The sequence below is a fragment of the Kamptonema formosum PCC 10802 genome, assembly GCF_000332335.1.
Lineage (GTDB): Bacteria > Cyanobacteriota > Cyanobacteriia > Cyanobacteriales > Oscillatoriaceae > Oscillatoria.
Genome location: NZ_KB235948.1, coordinates 1,039,917 through 1,056,821, shown reverse-complemented (window position 1 = coordinate 1,056,821; position 16,905 = coordinate 1,039,917). Strand labels below are relative to the sequence as shown.

At 54.9% G+C, this 16,905-nt stretch carries 13 protein-coding genes; 7 read left to right on the top strand and 6 right to left on the bottom strand.

What is annotated here, in order from left to right; all coding sequences use genetic code 11:
- Positions 1 to 346 precede the first annotated feature (346 nt).
- Positions 347 to 1,522 (top strand): DNA cytosine methyltransferase, encoded by a 1,176-nt coding sequence (locus OSC10802_RS0104515; RefSeq protein ID WP_017715595.1) that lies wholly within the window; start codon positions 347 to 349, stop codon positions 1,520 to 1,522.
- 70 nt (positions 1,523 to 1,592) lie between these two features.
- Positions 1,593 to 2,540, top strand: coding sequence for a PmeII family type II restriction endonuclease (locus tag OSC10802_RS0104510; RefSeq protein WP_232731623.1), 948 nt, complete (start codon positions 1,593 to 1,595; stop codon positions 2,538 to 2,540).
- Between the two features lie 109 nt (positions 2,541 to 2,649).
- On the opposite strand, the gene purU is transcribed toward OSC10802_RS0104510, so the two are convergent.
- Together purU and ftsH are read right to left on the bottom strand one after the other, a co-directional pair.
- Positions 2,650 to 3,504, bottom strand: a complete 855-nt coding sequence (gene purU / locus OSC10802_RS0104505; RefSeq protein ID WP_017715593.1) for a formyltetrahydrofolate deformylase — start codon at positions 3,502 to 3,504, stop codon at positions 2,650 to 2,652.
- A 151-nt stretch (positions 3,505 to 3,655) separates the two neighbouring features.
- The gene (gene ftsH, locus OSC10802_RS0104500; protein WP_026098162.1) at positions 3,656 to 5,605 is read right to left on the bottom strand and encodes an ATP-dependent zinc metalloprotease FtsH; all 1,950 of its coding nucleotides are present in this window, start codon (positions 5,603 to 5,605) and stop codon (positions 3,656 to 3,658) included.
- A gap of 167 nt (positions 5,606 to 5,772) precedes the next feature.
- On the opposite strand from ftsH, the gene OSC10802_RS54030 reads away from it, so the two are divergent.
- The 3 genes from OSC10802_RS54030 to OSC10802_RS0104485 all read left to right on the top strand — a co-directional run bounded on the left by OSC10802_RS54030 (position 5,773) and on the right by OSC10802_RS0104485 (position 9,316).
- Positions 5,773 to 6,129, top strand: coding sequence for a hypothetical protein (locus tag OSC10802_RS54030; protein WP_232731622.1), 357 nt, complete (start codon positions 5,773 to 5,775; stop codon positions 6,127 to 6,129).
- A 94-nt stretch (positions 6,130 to 6,223) separates the two neighbouring features.
- Positions 6,224 to 7,411, top strand: coding sequence for an AI-2E family transporter (locus OSC10802_RS38690; protein ID WP_071593277.1), 1,188 nt, complete (start codon positions 6,224 to 6,226; stop codon positions 7,409 to 7,411).
- A gap of 720 nt (positions 7,412 to 8,131) precedes the next feature.
- Complete coding sequence (locus OSC10802_RS0104485; RefSeq protein WP_017715589.1) at positions 8,132 to 9,316, top strand: homocysteine biosynthesis protein; 1,185 nt, start codon at positions 8,132 to 8,134, stop codon at positions 9,314 to 9,316.
- Between the two features lie 94 nt (positions 9,317 to 9,410).
- Here the strand turns inward: OSC10802_RS0104485 and patR are convergent, their stop codons facing one another.
- Entirely contained in the window at positions 9,411 to 10,451 is a 1,041-nt protein-coding gene (patR, locus tag OSC10802_RS38685; RefSeq protein ID WP_017715588.1) for a heterocyst master regulator PatR, read from the bottom strand.
- Positions 10,452 to 10,849: 398 nt separating this feature from the next.
- Between patR and OSC10802_RS0104470 the strand changes: the two genes are divergently transcribed.
- A complete protein-coding gene (locus tag OSC10802_RS0104470) occupies positions 10,850 to 11,698 on the top strand; it encodes a tetratricopeptide repeat protein (RefSeq protein ID WP_044170433.1) in 849 nt (282 codons plus the stop codon).
- Positions 11,699 to 11,793: 95 nt separating this feature from the next.
- Here OSC10802_RS0104470 and OSC10802_RS0104465 read toward each other — a convergent pair whose 3' ends face one another.
- From OSC10802_RS0104465 to OSC10802_RS0104445, 3 genes are all read right to left on the bottom strand, one after another.
- Complete coding sequence (locus tag OSC10802_RS0104465; protein ID WP_017715586.1) at positions 11,794 to 12,459, bottom strand: TMEM165/GDT1 family protein; 666 nt, start codon at positions 12,457 to 12,459, stop codon at positions 11,794 to 11,796.
- An 827-nt stretch (positions 12,460 to 13,286) separates the two neighbouring features.
- On the bottom strand, positions 13,287 to 15,014 hold the full coding sequence (locus OSC10802_RS0104450) for a succinate dehydrogenase/fumarate reductase flavoprotein subunit (RefSeq protein ID WP_026098160.1): 1,728 nt from the start codon (positions 15,012 to 15,014) through the stop codon (positions 13,287 to 13,289).
- A 149-nt stretch (positions 15,015 to 15,163) separates the two neighbouring features.
- Positions 15,164 to 15,472, bottom strand: coding sequence for a hypothetical protein (locus OSC10802_RS0104445; RefSeq protein ID WP_017715583.1), 309 nt, complete (start codon positions 15,470 to 15,472; stop codon positions 15,164 to 15,166).
- 700 nt (positions 15,473 to 16,172) lie between these two features.
- On the opposite strand from OSC10802_RS0104445, the gene OSC10802_RS43945 reads away from it, so the two are divergent.
- Positions 16,173 to 16,850 (top strand): tetratricopeptide repeat protein, encoded by a 678-nt coding sequence (locus tag OSC10802_RS43945; RefSeq protein WP_017715582.1) that lies wholly within the window; start codon positions 16,173 to 16,175, stop codon positions 16,848 to 16,850.
- The last annotated feature ends 55 nt before the right edge of the window (positions 16,851 to 16,905 follow it).

The following is a 16,905-nucleotide window of genomic DNA, read 5'->3' as shown; positions in this document are numbered from 1 at the left end:
GCTAGATAATTGCAGTATTAGTGAGGTACTGAGAAACCCGGTTTCTTAAAGAAACCGGGTTTCTGGGCCAGAGTTCATCTATCTGAGAACCGCTATATAATATAATAGCAAGTTGGGATAGATTTAGCAATAGACAGTCAGTTTAGGACACTCGGATACGAAGTATAGGCGTTGGTACGGCGTCCGCCGAGCCTCAAAGTCTCTGGGACAGGCGAGACGCCTGTCCTACGTCCTAATCTAAGTGGCTAGTGCTATAAGAGTTTTCTCCAGGCGCTTAAAAAGCTTATACTGCCGCCTTTATCAATCCAAAATCAAAAATCAAAAATCCAAAATTCCTAGAACAGCTGTGATTAACGACAAGCTCATATCTGTCAGTCTATTTTCGGGAGCCGGCGGTTTAGACCTCGGCATGGAGCGAGCCGGTTTCCACACAGTCAGCGTGGTGGAACTGGATGCTGACGCTGCAAAAACCATCGCTCTCAACCGCCCCTATCTTGCAGAAAGTGCTGTGCCGAGAGACATCCGCTGTGTCAGCGCCCAGACTGTACTTGAGGAAGGGGGGCGTGTTCTAGATATCGGGAGATCCCTGCGTGCCGGTGAGGTAGATTTGGTGACAGGCGGACCCCCCTGCCAGCCTTTCAGCACAGCCGGCAAGCGGGGCTCAGTTATGGACCCGCGCGGCAGTTTGTTTGTGGATTTTATCCGCATGGTTGAAGAAATTCAGCCGCGATTCTTTATAATGGAAAATGTCAGGGGGCTGCTTTCCGCGCCGGTCCGGCACCGCCCCCACCGCGAGCGCGTGGGGGGATATCCGCTAGCAGCGGATGAGATTGCCGGTGCGGCGCTGCGTGCCGTTTTGGCAGAGATGAAGCGCATCGGGTATGAGGTGGTTTACGGTTTGCTGAATGCCGCTGATTACGGGGTGCCGCAAACGAGGGAGCGAGTGATATTTATCGGTTCGAGAGAGGGTGAATCCGTTAGTCTCCCGCTCCCGACTCACAGCGAAACGGGTGCCGGTGGGCTGCCGAAATGGCGCACATTCAGAGATGCTATCGCAGGGTTAAATGACCCCCAGCCACAGTGCGTCCCTTATTCAGAGAGCCGGTTGAAATACCTGCGCTTGTTGAAAGCCGGTCAAAACTGGAGGCATCTGCCGGAAAATATGAAAGCAGAAGCGATGGGAGGCGCTTATAAATCTGGAGGCGGCAAGGTTGGCTTTTACCGGCGGCTGTCGTGGGACAAGCCGGCACCTACTGTCACGACAAGCCCGCACCAGAAAGCCACAGATATGTGCCACCCGGAAGAGTTGCGCCCGCTGAGTGTGAGGGAGTGCGCGAGGGTGCAGACGTTTCCGGATGATTGGGTGTTTTATGGGGGGACAGCTTCCAAGTACCGGCAGATTGGGAATGCGGTGCCGGTGCTTTTGGCTCATGAGATTGGGGAATATGTGTGCCGGTGGGTGAGGGGCGAGAGGGCGAGAGGGCGAGAGATGTTTGAGCAACTCTCACTCTTCAAGTTATGACATGCTGTAAAGTGGAGCTACATGAGCCAGTACCTTGTATTGGCTTCAAACTTGAATGGGAGTCTAGGCGGTGTCAGAACAACTTCATGATATGTTGGCCTTCGTTTTGGAAAAAGAGGTTGGCCTTACCAGGAGCAAAGCTCGGTCTCTTGCTTACCAATTTGCCGATATAGAAGAATTCTTTAATCTTGAAGTGGAAAACCTCACGAACATCAGGAGTATCGCTGGAAAAAGGATACTCAAACTGACTGATGATGAAATTTCGCGCATCTTAGCTTTTAAAGCTTCCGGTAATATTTCGCCAGACCTCACAGTCGCTGAGAACTTCTTAGCCTGTATCAGTCGGGATTTCACGAGGAGGCAGCTGGCAATGCTGAGAATCTTAACCCTGGAAAAGATTAATCCCAACCCATTCTTAATCAGAGCGCTAAACCTGGACACCCCAGAAGAGGTGGTCCGACTTAACGTTTATATGGCAACCACCAGGTCTATCGTCACATCAATGGGATTTTTTATCCAAGATATCCTCCTTTCTAGTTCAGAAACAGTCGAAAATGGCCCGAAAAATTCAGGATGGGACTTAATTAAGACGGCTCCTACGGGTGAGCGATGCTGGCTTCAAATTAAAAGTGGCCCAAACAACATGGATAAAGACCAGATAGTGTACTGGGCTGAGAAGATTGAAGAGAAAATCAGCGCTGGAGACAGGGCTTATATAGGAATCACTTATGGAAAAAGAACTAACGTAACTGTAACAATTGGCCTGCTGAAGCAACTGTTACCTGACTGGGAGATGAGAACGTTGATAGGACGGGAACTCTGGGACTTTTTAAGCGAAGATCCGGACTATAGCTCTCAGCTGTTTGAAATCCTGCGCAACTCAGCCGCCAAAGTTTTGCAACAGCATTCTATTACTGACGCCATAGAGGCATGTGTGGGCAGGATAAAAGATGAGTTCATCACCCAATACGGTGAGGGGAGCCAAGGTGTCTCCAACTACATGGCAGATATCTTTTAAATCCCCTCCACCCACCGGCACCCCACCCCTCCCCCCAAACCCCGTAGCACAGGCGTCTCGCCTGTGCCATCTCGCCGGCACTCACCCACCGGCACTCCCCCAGACAACCTCACCCAAACACCACCGTCTTATTCCCATAAACCAACACGCGATTCTGCAAGTGCAACCGCACCGCCCTCGCCAAAACAACCCGCTCCAAATCCTTCCCCTTGCGAATCAAATCCCCCACCTCATCCCGGTGACTCACCCGCACCACATCCTGCTCAATAATCGGACCGGCATCCAATTCCGGCGTCGCATAATGCGCCGTCGCCCCAATAATCTTCACCCCCCGCTCATACGCCCTCTCGTAAGGATTCGCCCCCGGAAAAGCCGGCAAAAACGAATGGTGAATATTGATAATTCGCGGAAAATGTGCTATAAAATCAGCCGTAACGATCTGCATGTATTTCGCCAGCACCAGCAAATCAATCTTGTACTGCCGCAGCAGCTCTAACTGTTTCGCCTCCTGCTCTAGTTTATTCTCTTTGGTCATCGGAATGTGGTAGAAGTTCGCACCAAATTGCTCCGCCACATCCTTAAGATTCTTATGATTGCTGACAATCAGCGGAATCTCAGCCGAGAACTCCTTAGCTCGCTGACGCCAAATCAAATCCAGCAGACAGTGGTCCTGCCGGCTCACCCAAATGGCAATGTGCGGCACCGCATCCGAAAAATGCAACTCCCAAGTCGCTTGCAGCGGTTCCGCCATCTCCGCAAATGCCGGTGCGATCTCCTCGCGGGCAAAATTGAACCCCTCCAGCTGCCACTCCAGCCGGCTGAGAAACAGCCCAGCCGCAAAATCCGTGTGGTGGTCAGCATGAATAATATTCCCATTGTGGGAATAGATGAAATTAGCAAGTTTTGCCACAAGTCCCCGCTGGTCGGGGCAAGAAACAAGCAGTGTTGCAGTAGGGCTGGTCATCTTACTTCCGTTTGATTAACTCAAATTATTATTGCAGTGTATCTCTCTCTCTTGTAGAGACGCGATTTATCGCCTCTGATAAATCGCGCCTTCTTGTAGAGACGCGATTTATCTCGTCTCGATCTATCCCATCTCACAGAACAGTCGCTCATCAAGTCAAAGTTGTCTGCATCCACACTATCCCTTCGGGGAACTTGCCGGTGCGCAACCATTGCTCCATATCCACTGGCACGGACCCCCGCTTCAGGAACTCCCGCAATTTCTCCCCTTCCAAAACCTCCTGCTGCAACAGCATTTGAGCCGTTTCCTCCAACAGCTGCCGGTTCTCAACCAGCACAGACAGCGCCATGTGATGCGCCCCATCGATAATCAACTTAACCTCCCGGTCAATCTCCTCAGCAATCTTGGGACTCACCGGCCTGCGGGGATTCGTCAATCCCTCCAGAAACTGCTGCTCAATCTTCTCAAACGCCACCGGCCCGAGTTCATCACTCATTCCATAAAGAGTAACAGAACGCTCAGCCAAATCAGTCGCCTTCTGGATATCATCACTCGCGCCGGTAGACACCTTGCCGAACACCAACTCCTCAGCCGACCGGCCACCCAACAGTGTAGCAATCCTGCCCCGAATCTCATCCTCCACCATCAAAAACCGGTCTTCCTCCGGCAGCTGCAGGGTGTAACCCAGCGCCCCGGCACCCCGAGGCACGATAGAAATCTTCTCCACCCTGCCGGCACCCGGCATCAGCGCCGCCACAATCGCGTGCCCCACTTCATGATAGGCCACCGTCTTTTTCTCAACCTCATTGAGCACGCGGGATTTCTTCTCCAAACCCGCCACAACCCGCTCAATCGCCTCATTAAAATCAGCCATCCTCACCGCGTCTTGATTCTTGCGCGCCGCCATCAGCGCCGCTTCATTCACCAAATTTGCCAAATCCGCACCGGCAAACCCGGGAGTGCGAGCCGCCAGCGCCCCCAAATCCACATCCGCCGCCAGCTTAACATTTCTAGCGTGCACATTCAAAATTGCCTCCCGCCCAATCTTATCCGGGCGGTCCACCAGCACCCGCCGGTCAAACCGCCCCGGACGCAGCAGCGCCGGGTCCAGCACCTCTGGGCGGTTCGTCGCCGCGATAATAATCACGCCGGTGTTGCCGTCAAACCCATCCATCTCCGTCAGCAACTGGTTGAGGGTTTGCTCCCGCTCATCGTTGCCCCCCAGCAGGGGACCGGCACCTCTAGATTTGCCCAAAGCGTCCAACTCGTCAATAAACACAATACAGGGAGCCTGCTGCTTCGCTTGCACGAACAAGTCCCGCACCCGCGACGCCCCAACACCCACAAATAGCTCAATAAACTCCGACCCAGAGATGCTGAAGAAAGGAACCCCCGCCTCACCGGCAATTGCTTTTGCCAGCATCGTCTTGCCGGTGCCCGGTGGCCCGACCAACACCACCCCCTTGGGGATTTTCGCGCCCAAACGGGTGTATTTAGCCGCATTTTTCAAAAAATCCACAATTTCTTGCAGTTCAGCCTTCGCCTCATCCACACCGGCAACATCGTCAAAGCGGACGCCGGTGCTGCCTTCGGAATAGATGCGAGCCTTGCTCTTGCCCACCGTCAGCGCCGCCGGCCCACCCCCCTGAGAGCGGCTGAGCAGCCAGCCCCAGATGCCAAAGAAAATCAGTGGCGGCGCGACCCAGCTGAGTAAAGTCCACAACCAGACAAGACTGTCCGGAGACGCCGCCCGAAACTCCACATCGTGCTGGCGCAAAATCTTCGGCAGTTCCAAATCAATGGCCACCGGCCTGGTGGTATACACCCTAGCCGACTGGTCTGACGGCTTGCCGGTGCCTTCACCCGGGTCAGATTTAAGCTCGTACTTAATCAGCTCTGGACCGACAAGCGCCCGCGCCACCTTCCCAGCTTCTACCTGATTGATAAATTCGCTGTAGGGAACCTCGCGATACCGGGGGCTCACCCCTGGAAGCAGCAGGTTCAGCATCAGCAGCGTTGCGAGCAGAATCAGTATACTGCCCCCAAACTGCCTCGGTTCAGGCGGTTTGAGGCGGCGGCTGTTATTGGTATCTACAGGCATAATAAATAGACCCTCCATGCTCGGCTGTCAAACTTCAGGCACTGGGGCAGAGCAACCCCACACGGCAGTAGGCGGGGCTTGCGGGCGAGCGAGGGCGAGCCGAACCGCCACCTTTTCGTGGGGGCGATCTCTCGAATGCCCAAGCCGGCAAGGGAGCGCTTAAACTCGTGATAGGAGTTGAGATTTATCGCCCTATGGTGATTGTATGGAATTTAACAGGAGCGCGCCTGAGCGGTCTTTACCATGAGAAAAATTGGCGCGCCCCTCCGGCGAACCTGCCTCCGATGAATGATGCAATGTTCCTGTGCCCACTCTCTCCCCATCAACCCGCTGCTATGAATAGCAATGCCCAATTCCTTCTCAAAGTGCTGCTCGCCTCCACTGCTGTTTCTGTTTTGCTCAAGTACGGAGGCCCCACCCTGTCCATTCCCGCCACCCCCGCCAGCGCCCTGATCGGGGTGTTCCTTTTGCCGGCGATCGTAGCCGCCGCCCTTTGCTGGCGGTCTGCCGCAGCGCCAGGGTGAAGCCCAATCAGCTAAAAGGCACGCCAACACACAACTTGACTTTTTAGTTTTTACTTTCCCCCCCCCAGCCCCTAGATGAAAAGGAGTCAGCACCGTGCAACTAGGTCAGTGGATTGGCTTATTAGCCTTAGCTCTTTCCCTATACATACTATGGCAGATCCGTCAAGTTCTCTTGCTAGTATTTTCCGCCGTTGTCCTGGCCACGGCATTAAATATGCTGGCTCGACGGCTGCGAAAGTCGGGGCTGCAGCGCTCCTGGGCCGTCCTGCTGTCGGTTAGCATTTTCGCCGCCGTACTGGTGGGCTTTTTCTTGCTGATTGTGCCCCCATTTGCGGCTCAGTATCACGAGCTGACGACAACCAAGCTGCCTCAAGTATTAGAACTGCTCAACCGCTGGCGCAATCAGCTTCGGACCATTATCCCCGCCCAGGCGATGGAGTATCTCCCAGATTTTAGAAACTTGAACAGAGAACTCCAGCCGGAACTCCAGTCTCTGGGCAAGCAGCTCTTGAACAGCTCGTTTGCCTTTTTCTCCAGTTCCCTAGGAGCTCTGCTCAATTTTCTGCTGGTGCTGGTTTTGATGCTGATGCTGATAGCCCAGCCCCTATCTTACCGCAAGGCATTTGTGCGGGTGTTTCCCTCCTTCTACCGGCGGCGGGTGGAGGGGATTCTTGACCAGTGTGAGGTGGCATTGGGCCGGTGGATCTTCGGCGCTCTGATTAGCATGAGTGTTGTGGCGGTTTTAAGCGTGATTGGCTTGTCGGTTTTGGGGGTTCAGCCGGCACTGGCGCAGGGAGTCTTAGCTGGATTGCTCAACTTTATTCCCAATATTGGCCCGACTTTGAGTGTGGTGCTGCCCATGTCCATCGCGCTTTTGGACGCACCTTGGAAAGCCGGTGCGGTGTTCATCCTCTACGTTCTGATCCAGCAGTTTGAGAGTAACTTCCTGACCCCTTACGTCATGGCGCAACAAGTGTCGCTGCTGCCGGCGCTGACCTTACTATCCCAAGTATTCTTCGCCACTTTCTTCGGCTTTTTGGGGTTTTTACTGGCGATCCCCCTGACTGTTGTCGGTCAAGTTTGGGTGCGAGAAGTGCTGGTGAAAGATGTGCTGGATAAATGGGGGGGAACTGCTCCTGACACAGCTGTCAAGCCGGCTGTAGCGGCTGAGGTTTTCGGTGCTGGAGCTGACGGGGCGGCACCCCTGACTGACAGCCCGCCGGCACCGAGTCCGCCACATCCCGACCGCCCTGCAGTTGATGACGCCGCCGGCGCTCAGTAATTGAAGCGTTGAGAGGGTGCCTGCCGATCTCATCCCGATAAAATATGGGAAAGTTTCGAGAGCGCTTTCCCACCTCCCAGCCTTGAGAGACTCTCTATCAACAAAAGATAAATAAACCCGCTCTGGCGCAGTAACAGAGTCTTTATAAAAAAAAGTAGGGGCGGATTAACAGATAGCCTTTGCCACTACTAGGGGCGGGTTTACATACCTCCTTTCCTGCCAGCTTTCCATCTGGAGTGAGAGACTGTTCGGTTGAGTGCCCCTAATCTCTCTAGAGAGGAGCATTGCGGATTGCGGGGGGAGTGGGGCATCACTGCTGGGCTTCTGACGCCCCTCCCCGGGTTTGACCGGCACCCCCATGTCCCACAGGAAGCGCAGGGTGCCCGGTTTAATCTTTTAAGCAAAGCGCATCTAATTTGCTATTATGTAAGTTGGGGGCAAACGTTCAATTCCTATACTGATATCACCTAAACTCCCTCTCCCCTTAACGCTTAGTAAGTAAATTATATGCTTAATATGAACCTTTGCGCATTGAATTTGCACTAGAAATCTCTATCCCCTAGCTCCCAGCCTCAGACTGGGAACGCCGTTCTGGAGGAAATGCCCCCAGCAGGCAGACAGACAGATTAAAAGCCTAACAGCTTAACAGCAGGCGTTTAATTTTGCTGACCTATTGAGCGCACAACTCAACACTCAACACTCAACACTCAAGAGTTCCCCATGCGAACCATTGCCGAAATTAACGACAAAATCGCCGCCGGGCGTGCCGCAATTTTAACCGTCGAGGAATTGAAAGCTCGCGTTGCGGAAGTAGGCGTCAGCCAAACCGCCAAGGAAGTTGATGTAATTACCACCGGCACCTTTGAGCCGATGGAATCCTCTGGAGCGATTATCAACCTTGGCCACACCGACCCGCCGATTAAAATTCGCCGCTGCTGGCTGGATGGGGTCTTGGCTTACTCTGGCTTTGGGGCGGTAGACCTGTATCTCGGAGCCACCCAAGTCAGCGAATCCCCAGACGGGGAAGAATTGCGCGACAACAGAGGCGGAGGTCACGTCATCGAAAATTTAATTGCCGGCAAACCCGTACACTTGCGAGCCGTTGGCCAAGTAACAGACTGTTACCCGCGCTCATCCTTTGAAACCACTATCACCCGCGAGACAGTTAACCAATTTTACCTGTACAATCCCCGCAACTTGTACCAAAATTTCATTGTCGGCGTCAATGGCGGCGATCGCCTCCTGTTTACCTATCTCGGTCCGCTGCAACCCGGGGTGGGGAATGCTGTTTACTCCAACACCGGTGCCCTTTCCCCGTTGCTCAATGACCCTGAATTGCAGCTCATTGGCATTGGCAGCCGGATTTTTCTGGGTGGGGGGATTGGCTACGTCGCCTGGGAAGGCACCCAGCACTTCCCAATGCAAAAACGCTTGCCCAATCGCACTCCCATTGGCCCAGCTGCCACCCTAGCCTTGATTGGCGATGCCAAGCAGATGCACCCTCGCTGGGTTCGCGGTTGCTACTTCAAAAATTACGGTCCTTCTTTGATGCTGGGCGTTGGCGTTCCCCTGCCGGTGCTGGGCGAAGAAGTTGTGGCCAAATGCGCCGTGCGAGACGAGGATCTCGTCGCACCGGTGGTGGATTTTGCCATCCCCCGGCGCGTCCGCCCCACTTTTGGTTTGGTCAGCTACGCCCAGCTCAAGACAGGCCGGATCGCCATTGACGGCAAGCCGGTGCGAGTCGCACCCCTGGCCAGCATTTTTCTGTCCTGTCAAGTGGCATTGGAATTGAAGCAGTGGATTGAAGCGGGCCAATTTACGCTCAGCGAGCCGGTTGCCCCGATTCCGATGGATCGATCCTTTTTGCCTCAAGACTTGTGGGGTGCTAACTTTACCCTAGAATAGCAGAATTGTCAAGTGTCCCCCCGCCGGTCAGCCGGCGGGGGGAACAGGTGTAATATCTGCTGAATGCCGGCAGGGAACTCACCGGCAGCAGCGCTCATCCTTCCCCCTTGCCCTTTCCTCCTTCTTCAGATTCGGGATTCGGGGGACGGCGCTTGATCACCGGCTTGGCGATCGGTTCCTTGCGTTTGGGTGGAGCTGGCGGTCCGGCAGGAGCCGCAGGAGCCCCAGCTTCCCCAGGAGCCCCAGGTGCGGCAGGCGGGCCTTTGCGCGGGTAGGGCTTGGCACCGCGAGGCCCTTTCCCACCACTGGGCGGACGCCCGCCTTTGCGGGGCTTGCCCGGCTTCCGCTTCGGCTTGCTGCCGGGAACGGGGCCAATATCTGCCGACTGCTGAATCACCAGGTTCTCAGCTTGGCGCTGCACCTGCATGTCCCAGAAGTTCCCCACCGCTTTGCCCGGTAAAGTTCCCTTGAGCTTCAACTTGAAGAACTTAGGCGTATCGGTCGGCTTGCGGGGAGCCTGGCGAATCTTGACGACGATATATTCCTGCTCTTGGGACTGGTAAACCACCTCGCCGCGAATGGAAAAATAGCCATCGTCAATCGGGGCGGAAAGATCCGCCGCGCCCTCCGCCTCGTCGGGCGAGAGAGTTTCCGGCTCCCACACCCCGACAATTTGGGTGTGCAAGTTGCCGTCTTTCTGGCGGGTGCGGGGATAGACCACCCACAGGTGTTCCTGCTCCAAACTCAGGTGGTTCTTCACCAAACTCATGATCCGGCCCAGCAGCACGGCATCAATTACCGTACCGTCTGAGCTCAGCAGGATGCCCTGAGTGAATTGATTGGCCGAGGGCATGTAGCGGCCCCGCACCAAGCCAATAGCCCGGTACTGCATTGGCTCAGAGGGCGGTGGGATCGGTTCCAGTCGGGGTGCTGCCGGTGGGGGAGAGGGACTCTCACCACTGGGGGCACTGCTGGCTTCAGCTGAACTGCCAGTGCTTTCGGCATCCCCGCTGACGGAGGGAGTGGCTGGTGATGGAGCAGCCGGTGGGTTGACAGCCGGCACATCGTTAGGCTGGCCAGAGTCAGATGCGGTTGAATCAGGTGGTTGGGGTAACTGCTCAGGAGAGATACTCATAAAACGTCCTTGCGCCGGAGACTTCTTCCGCTCCGATCAGTCGGGTTCTGTACCTTGTCTGGTTTGAGATGCCCGCACGCTGACAGCTTTGAGCGATGAGCGACTAGCAGCACCATCAAAAAACGTGCCGGCGGCAGACTCCTGTTTTCAGGCAGGGAGTAGATGGCATCAGTCAGCTTATTTTACTGAATGCAACAAGGCTAGGAGACGATCAGCAAGATTTCTCCATCAACTAGCCTGACACACTCCCCTCACAGTAGCGCGAAAATTTTGACTCAACCAAACGATCTAAAGTGAGCTACCGGGCGCTCCACGGTTCCAAACCGATCGATAATGTTAATAGAGTTCAAAGCAGTTGTGTGTCCCAAAAGCCCGGTCGCTGGATAATTCAAGTGGTGATGGTGCTTGCACTGATCGCCTTTGTGGGATTTTCCCTCTTTCCCCTCTTAAGCAATATTTTCAAGAACAATCAAGTGCGCAGCGAGACCGCGCCCGCACCGGCCCAGCCGGCACCGGCACCGGCACCCAGCAGCCCGCCCGCACCCAAGCAAACCGATCTGGAAGGTCAGGCGCGGGGCTATGAACTGGTTTTGCAGCGGGAGCCGGACAACCAAACGGCGCTTCAGGGGCTGCTGCGGACTCGCCTGGAACTGCGCGACATCAAGGGGACCATACCGCCCCTGGAAAAACTGGCCAAGCTCAATCCCGACGAGCCCCGTTACGGTGTCTTGCTCGCCCAAGCCAAGCAGTACCTGGGCGATGTCGAGGGAGCCGCTCAAATCTATCGGGCCATTCTCACCTCTAAACCCGGAAGTCTGGAAGCTTTGCAAGGGCTGGTGAACCTGCTTCTGGGGGAAAACCGCCCTGAAGCCGCTATTGGGCTGCTGCAAGACACTCTCAAAACGGCAGCTGGCGCTAATCAGGTTCAGCCGGGCAGTGTGGATGTCCCCTCCGTGCAGCTGCTGCTGGGAGATGTCTACGCCCAGCAGAAACGCTTTGACGAAGCGAACGCCATCTACGATGAACTGATTAAAACCAAGCCCGATGATTTCCGCCCCGTGCTGGGTAAGGCGCTGGTGCTGAAAACCCAGGGAAAAGAGGGTGATGCCAAGTCACTCTTCTCAAAGGCTGTTACCCTGGCTCCCGCCACTTACAAAGATAAAATCCAGCAGCTGGCCTCACCGAAGCCGGCACCGGCACCGGCACCGGCAGCCCGAACTGGCAGTGACAGCCCACCCAGTAATTAGTCACGGCATGGGGCATGGGGCATGGGGCATTGGGCATCATCGCATGGGTTGGAGTGCGACCTGAAACCTAACCCCTAACCCCAAACCCCAAAACCCTAACCCCCAACACCTTCCAACAAGGCGACTGCACCAAAAATTAGGAACAGACAGCCGCCGATGCCGGTGACTGTGCGCTCTGAAATCCGACCGCAGATCGATCGTCCCGCCACGACTGCAATTGCGGCACAGATGCTGTGTCCGAGAACCGCACCGACAGTTACTCCCAGAGGGTTATTCGCTGCAGCTAGGTTAATTGTAGCAAATTGAGTGCGATCGCCCCACTCCGCAAGAAATGTCAGGAGAAACGATTGCAGTAAAATTGCTATCTGAGGGGACTGCAAAGATATAGCGGCTCCGGTTGCCTTCCCACCCGCCGGCGGCATCTTCAACTCAGCTTCCTTAACCGCAGCTGCAGCTTCTTCCGCTTCCTCGCAAACGTCCGCTTTAGCCGGCATTTGACTCGCTTCATACAGCAGCTTTACCCCAAAGGCGAAAAATAAAGCCACTGCAGCGTAATGAATATACACCTTGGGCAGTAGGGACGCGGCGGTTTGTCCAATTATAACCGACAGTACCGTCATCGCTGCTAACGCTGCTATTGCGCCGGCAAACACCAGACGCCGGGGGTGGCGCATGGCTAATATAGCGGCTATAAAAAAGGTTTTATCGCCTAATTCCGAAACCGTAATCAGCAATAAACCGGCAGTAAAAGCTGTTAACACTTTCTCAAACTCCTCAGAACAATCTACTCCTCTGAGTGAGCTTGATTTCAGTCACAAGACTTCACCAAGCTCACATCAGATGTGAACTCAGTGAAAGTCTCGCTCCCAAGTTTTTCAACTTTTCACTCAGCCCGGACTCACCGGCCTGAGGGATCAAAAACTTGTCACCTGAACCAGGCTTATCGCCAGTATGTTGATTCAGATGGGCTAGCTGGATGGTTCGCTAGCAGCTACTCCCTTTCGCATATAGGTAATACTACATCTCCCTCTGGCAAGATGCAATACCCGAGGGGAAAAATTTTTTCTGGGCGGGGGCATGGGGCATGGGGCATGGGGCATGGGGCATGGGGCATTGGGATGCTCTCACCCAACTGCCCTTGGATCTTTTGTGCGAAATACACATTTCTGATTTCCGGAAGAAAGCATATATACAAAACGGGTCTAAAATCGGGGATTTGTAAAAACCTTTCTTCCGGATATCCCTAAATTTGAGGGGTTTGCGCCTTCCGCCGACCCAGTATGGGCCATATTTCTAGGGGAAATGGCCAAATTTCAGCCGGTTCTGGGGGAGATTTTGGCCGCCAAGGGCATAATTTTCTGCCTTCCGGAAGAAAGCATATATACAAAACCGGTCTAAACTCGGGAATTTGTAAAAACCTTTCTTTCGGATATCTCTGAATTTGAGCGAGTGGCGGCGTAGGGGGTATGGGGCATGGGGCATAGCGCATGGGGCATGGGGTATGGCGAAGATTTAGGCTTGGCGAGAAATCAGCAATGCCCAATGCCCGAACGCCCAATGCCCCACTCCCGCCGCAGTGCCCACCGGCTTAATACTTCCGCTCTTGGGGCTGGAACATGGTAACAGTCACCGGCTTGTACTGCAAGTCAATCCCCGCCGGCGAGTAGTACGCAAAGGTGTGCTTGAGGAAATTGGCGTCATCGCGATCCGGACAGTCCTCGCGGTAATGGGCACCCCGACTTTCTTGCCGGTTGAGCGCCGAGGTCAAAATCAGCTGGCCAACAATCATCAAACTGCGCAATTCCAGCGCTTCTATAATTTCCGTGTTCCAGCTGCTCCCCTTGTCATCCAAGTATATCTGCTGGTACTGCTGCTGCAGCACCTCCAGCTGGTTCAGCCCCTCGCGCATAACGTCCTCGCTGCGAAACACACCGCAGTGCGCAGTCATGCAGTCTTGGAACGCCTGACGCACTTGGCCAATCCGGTATTTGCCCCCCGTGTTGAAAAGCGCTTCAATTTGCTGGATGGCGGCGGTCAGGTAGCGCTGCTCATTCACCTCTGGCAGCTTGCGGTTTTGCACATATTGTGCTATTGCCGCGCCGGTGCGACGCCCGTAGACCACGCACTCCAGCAGGGAATTGCTGCCCAGCCGGTTGGCACCGTGGACGGAGACGCAAGCGGCTTCACCGGCAGCAAAGAACCCCTCAACCAGCCCGTCCGGACCACTGCGCACCTGGCCATCGACACTCACCGGGATGCCGCCCATAGAATAGTGGACTGTGGGGCGCACCGGCATGGGCTGGTGCACGGCGTCGATACCGAGGAGCCGGTGGGCTTCCTCCCAGCAGAAAGGAATCCGGCTGATAATTTTCTCGCGCCCCATGTGGCGCAGGTCGAGAAAGACAAATGGCCCGCCGGCGCTGCCATCGGGATGAATGCCGCGTCCGGCGCGAATTTCGCGGCTGATGGCGCGGGAGGTGATGTCGCGGGGTGCGAGTTCCATGCGGCTGGGGGCGTAGTTGGCCATAAACCGCTCGCCCTCGCTGTTAATTAAGTAGGCACCCTCCCCCCGCACCGCCTCAGAAATCAGGACGCCCACGGGATACAAGCCGGTGGGGTGGAATTGGACAAACTCCATATCTTCCAGGGGGACGCCGGCCAGGGCAGACATGGCCAAACCGTCGCCGGTGGAGGCGTAGTCATTGGAGGTGGTGTTGTAAACCCGACCGTAGCCGCCGGTGGCAAACATAACCGCCTTAGCGCGGACGACTTCAATCGCGCCATCCTGGATGCGGTACATGACCACGCCCTTGGCTTGGCCTTCTTCGAGTATCAGCTGCATCACATACCACTCGTCGTAGATGCGAACCCCATACCGGCGCAGGTTGCTAACGAGTTCGTGGAGGATGGCGTGACCGGTTTTGTCGGCGGCGTAGCAGGCGCGGTTGTGGCTGTGTCCGCCAAAGGCGCGCTGGGCGATGCGCCCGTCGGGCAAGCGGGAGAACAGCACGCCCATGTGTTCCAGGTCAATCACCACGTCTGGGGCTTCGCGGGTGAGGATTGCTACGGCGTCTTGATCGGCGAGGTAGTCGGAACCTTTTACGGTGTCGAAGGCGTGGGCTTCCCAGGTGTCAGCTGAATCGACATTTTTGAGGGTAGCGGCGATTCCTCCCTGGGCGGCGACGGAGTGGGAGCGAATCGGGTGGGTTTTAGCGACTGTGGCTACGCTCAAGTTGGGGTTACTGCGGGCAATCTCTACTGCGGCGCGACAGCCGGCAAGTCCACCGCCTACGATGATGACGTCGTGTTCTAGCATGCTCAGGCTTTTATTCAGAATTCCTACCATCACTATGGTGCCGCACAACAAAAATTCCCCACCAAACGGCAGGGAAGTTTTTAGAATGACGCGGTTAACAAACCCGGTTTCTTGAAGAAACCGGGTTTCTGGCGAGATTCTCAGAAGCTTCAGCTGGTGGCTTGGATGGGTTTCTGGCTGGGGGCGCTGCCGGCTGGCGAGGGTTTGTCTGCTATCTCTATGGGAAGGAACTCGATGTGGTTGAGCAGGGTGGTGACGAAGGCAAACAGCAGGAAGGGCAGAGACAGGACGAGGATCAGGCCAACCGTGGCCAAGGCGTAGATTTGGCGAGCGCTGCTCCACAGGGCGAGTGCTGAGGCTAGACTCAGGAAGATGACGATTAGCCAAACGATGATCTGACCGTAGATATCACCAAAGGTCAGGGTGCAGACTAAACGATACTTTGAGAGTTTATCCATGTTGTGATTCCTCGCAATATTGGTTTTACAAGAGGCTCTGACTCAGTTGTAGAAAATTTCCTTCATATTTAGAAAAGGTTTGCAATATTACTTTACAATCTGCCGGCGCTTTTGGCTCAGGGTGGATTCGCCTGACTCCCCCCTGCGCCTCCTTGACACTCCCGGACAGTAGGGGGTGGACTTGTGCCCGTCCGGGAAGCGGGGGGTTGGGGGGTGAAACTTGACGCACAAAGCGTCTGGCACAGCAGAATTGCAGCTCACCCGAGTCAGAGTGGGGTGGAGCCTTCGCCAAACAGGGAAGGTCTTGTAAAAATGTTAGAGCATCTCAGTTAATCTTGCTGGTTCCAGTTCAAGGAGCTGAGCTAAGCGAGCGCCAAGCCCAACATCAAAGGCGGCGCAACCGGCTCAAATGTTCGCCGCAAACAGTACACACAATTTGTTAAACTGCGTTTTTTATAAGATTCTTTTAAGAGTTTCGGATGGCCAGCGCCAGGGGTGTCCCGCAGGGGAATGGTAGTTATATATACCAGTTGCAGCCTTAATTAAAATTTAACTTTTTGAGGGAGAATTTTTCACCGGAATTGTTAGACTAATTACTATTAAATTGCAAAGCCAGGGTGTAGAGTATTGGCTGAGAAAACAGAAATCCCTGTAGGTTAAGGGGAAGTTATCAATAACGCTCGTGTTCGGGAGAACCCATATGTCTAGCTTGCAAGCTGCCAGGGCGGGAATCGTCAATAGGGTGTGGGCTGTGCCCGACTCGAAGTGCCTGCGTCAGCAATGTTCTGAGGGGGTGCTGGGGGTGGAGCAAGGGCTAGTGCCGGCGGTCGGGCAGCACCATCCGGAAAACGCAGCCAATTGCCGGCAACAGCCAGCTGAGAGAGCCGGCACATTTGAGCTCAATGACGTTGAGATTTGCAGTCAGGAGGGCAATCGCTTGCTGGCGGTGAAGCGCTATGAAGAGGCGATCTCAGTTTACGAGCGAGCCTTGGAGCTGAAACCGAATGCGTGTTATGCGTGGCAGCAGCGAGGTGAGGCGATGCGGCAGCTGCAGCGCTTCCCAGAAGCGATCGCATCTTATAACAGAGCGATTGAGTTTAGCGCTAATCCAATTTCTCGCTACCAGGCGCTAAATGCCAAGGGTGCGCTGCTGTTCGAGTTGCAACTGTATGAGGAAGCGATTGGGGTTTACAACCAGTCGCTGGCAATTTTCCCGAAGGGCATGGGTTCGATTTACATTCTGGAAATGAAAGGCATGGCGATGTCGAAGTTAAGACGCTATGACGAGGCGGAGACGCTGTTTGAAAAAGCTTATAATAAAGCGGTGGAGGTTGCTGCGAGTACGGCGGGCTTTGCGGGAATGTTGGCTGCCGGTTAGTTGGTATCCAGAAACGGGGTTTCTTGCGAGGAGGCAGAAACCGGGTTTCGCCGAA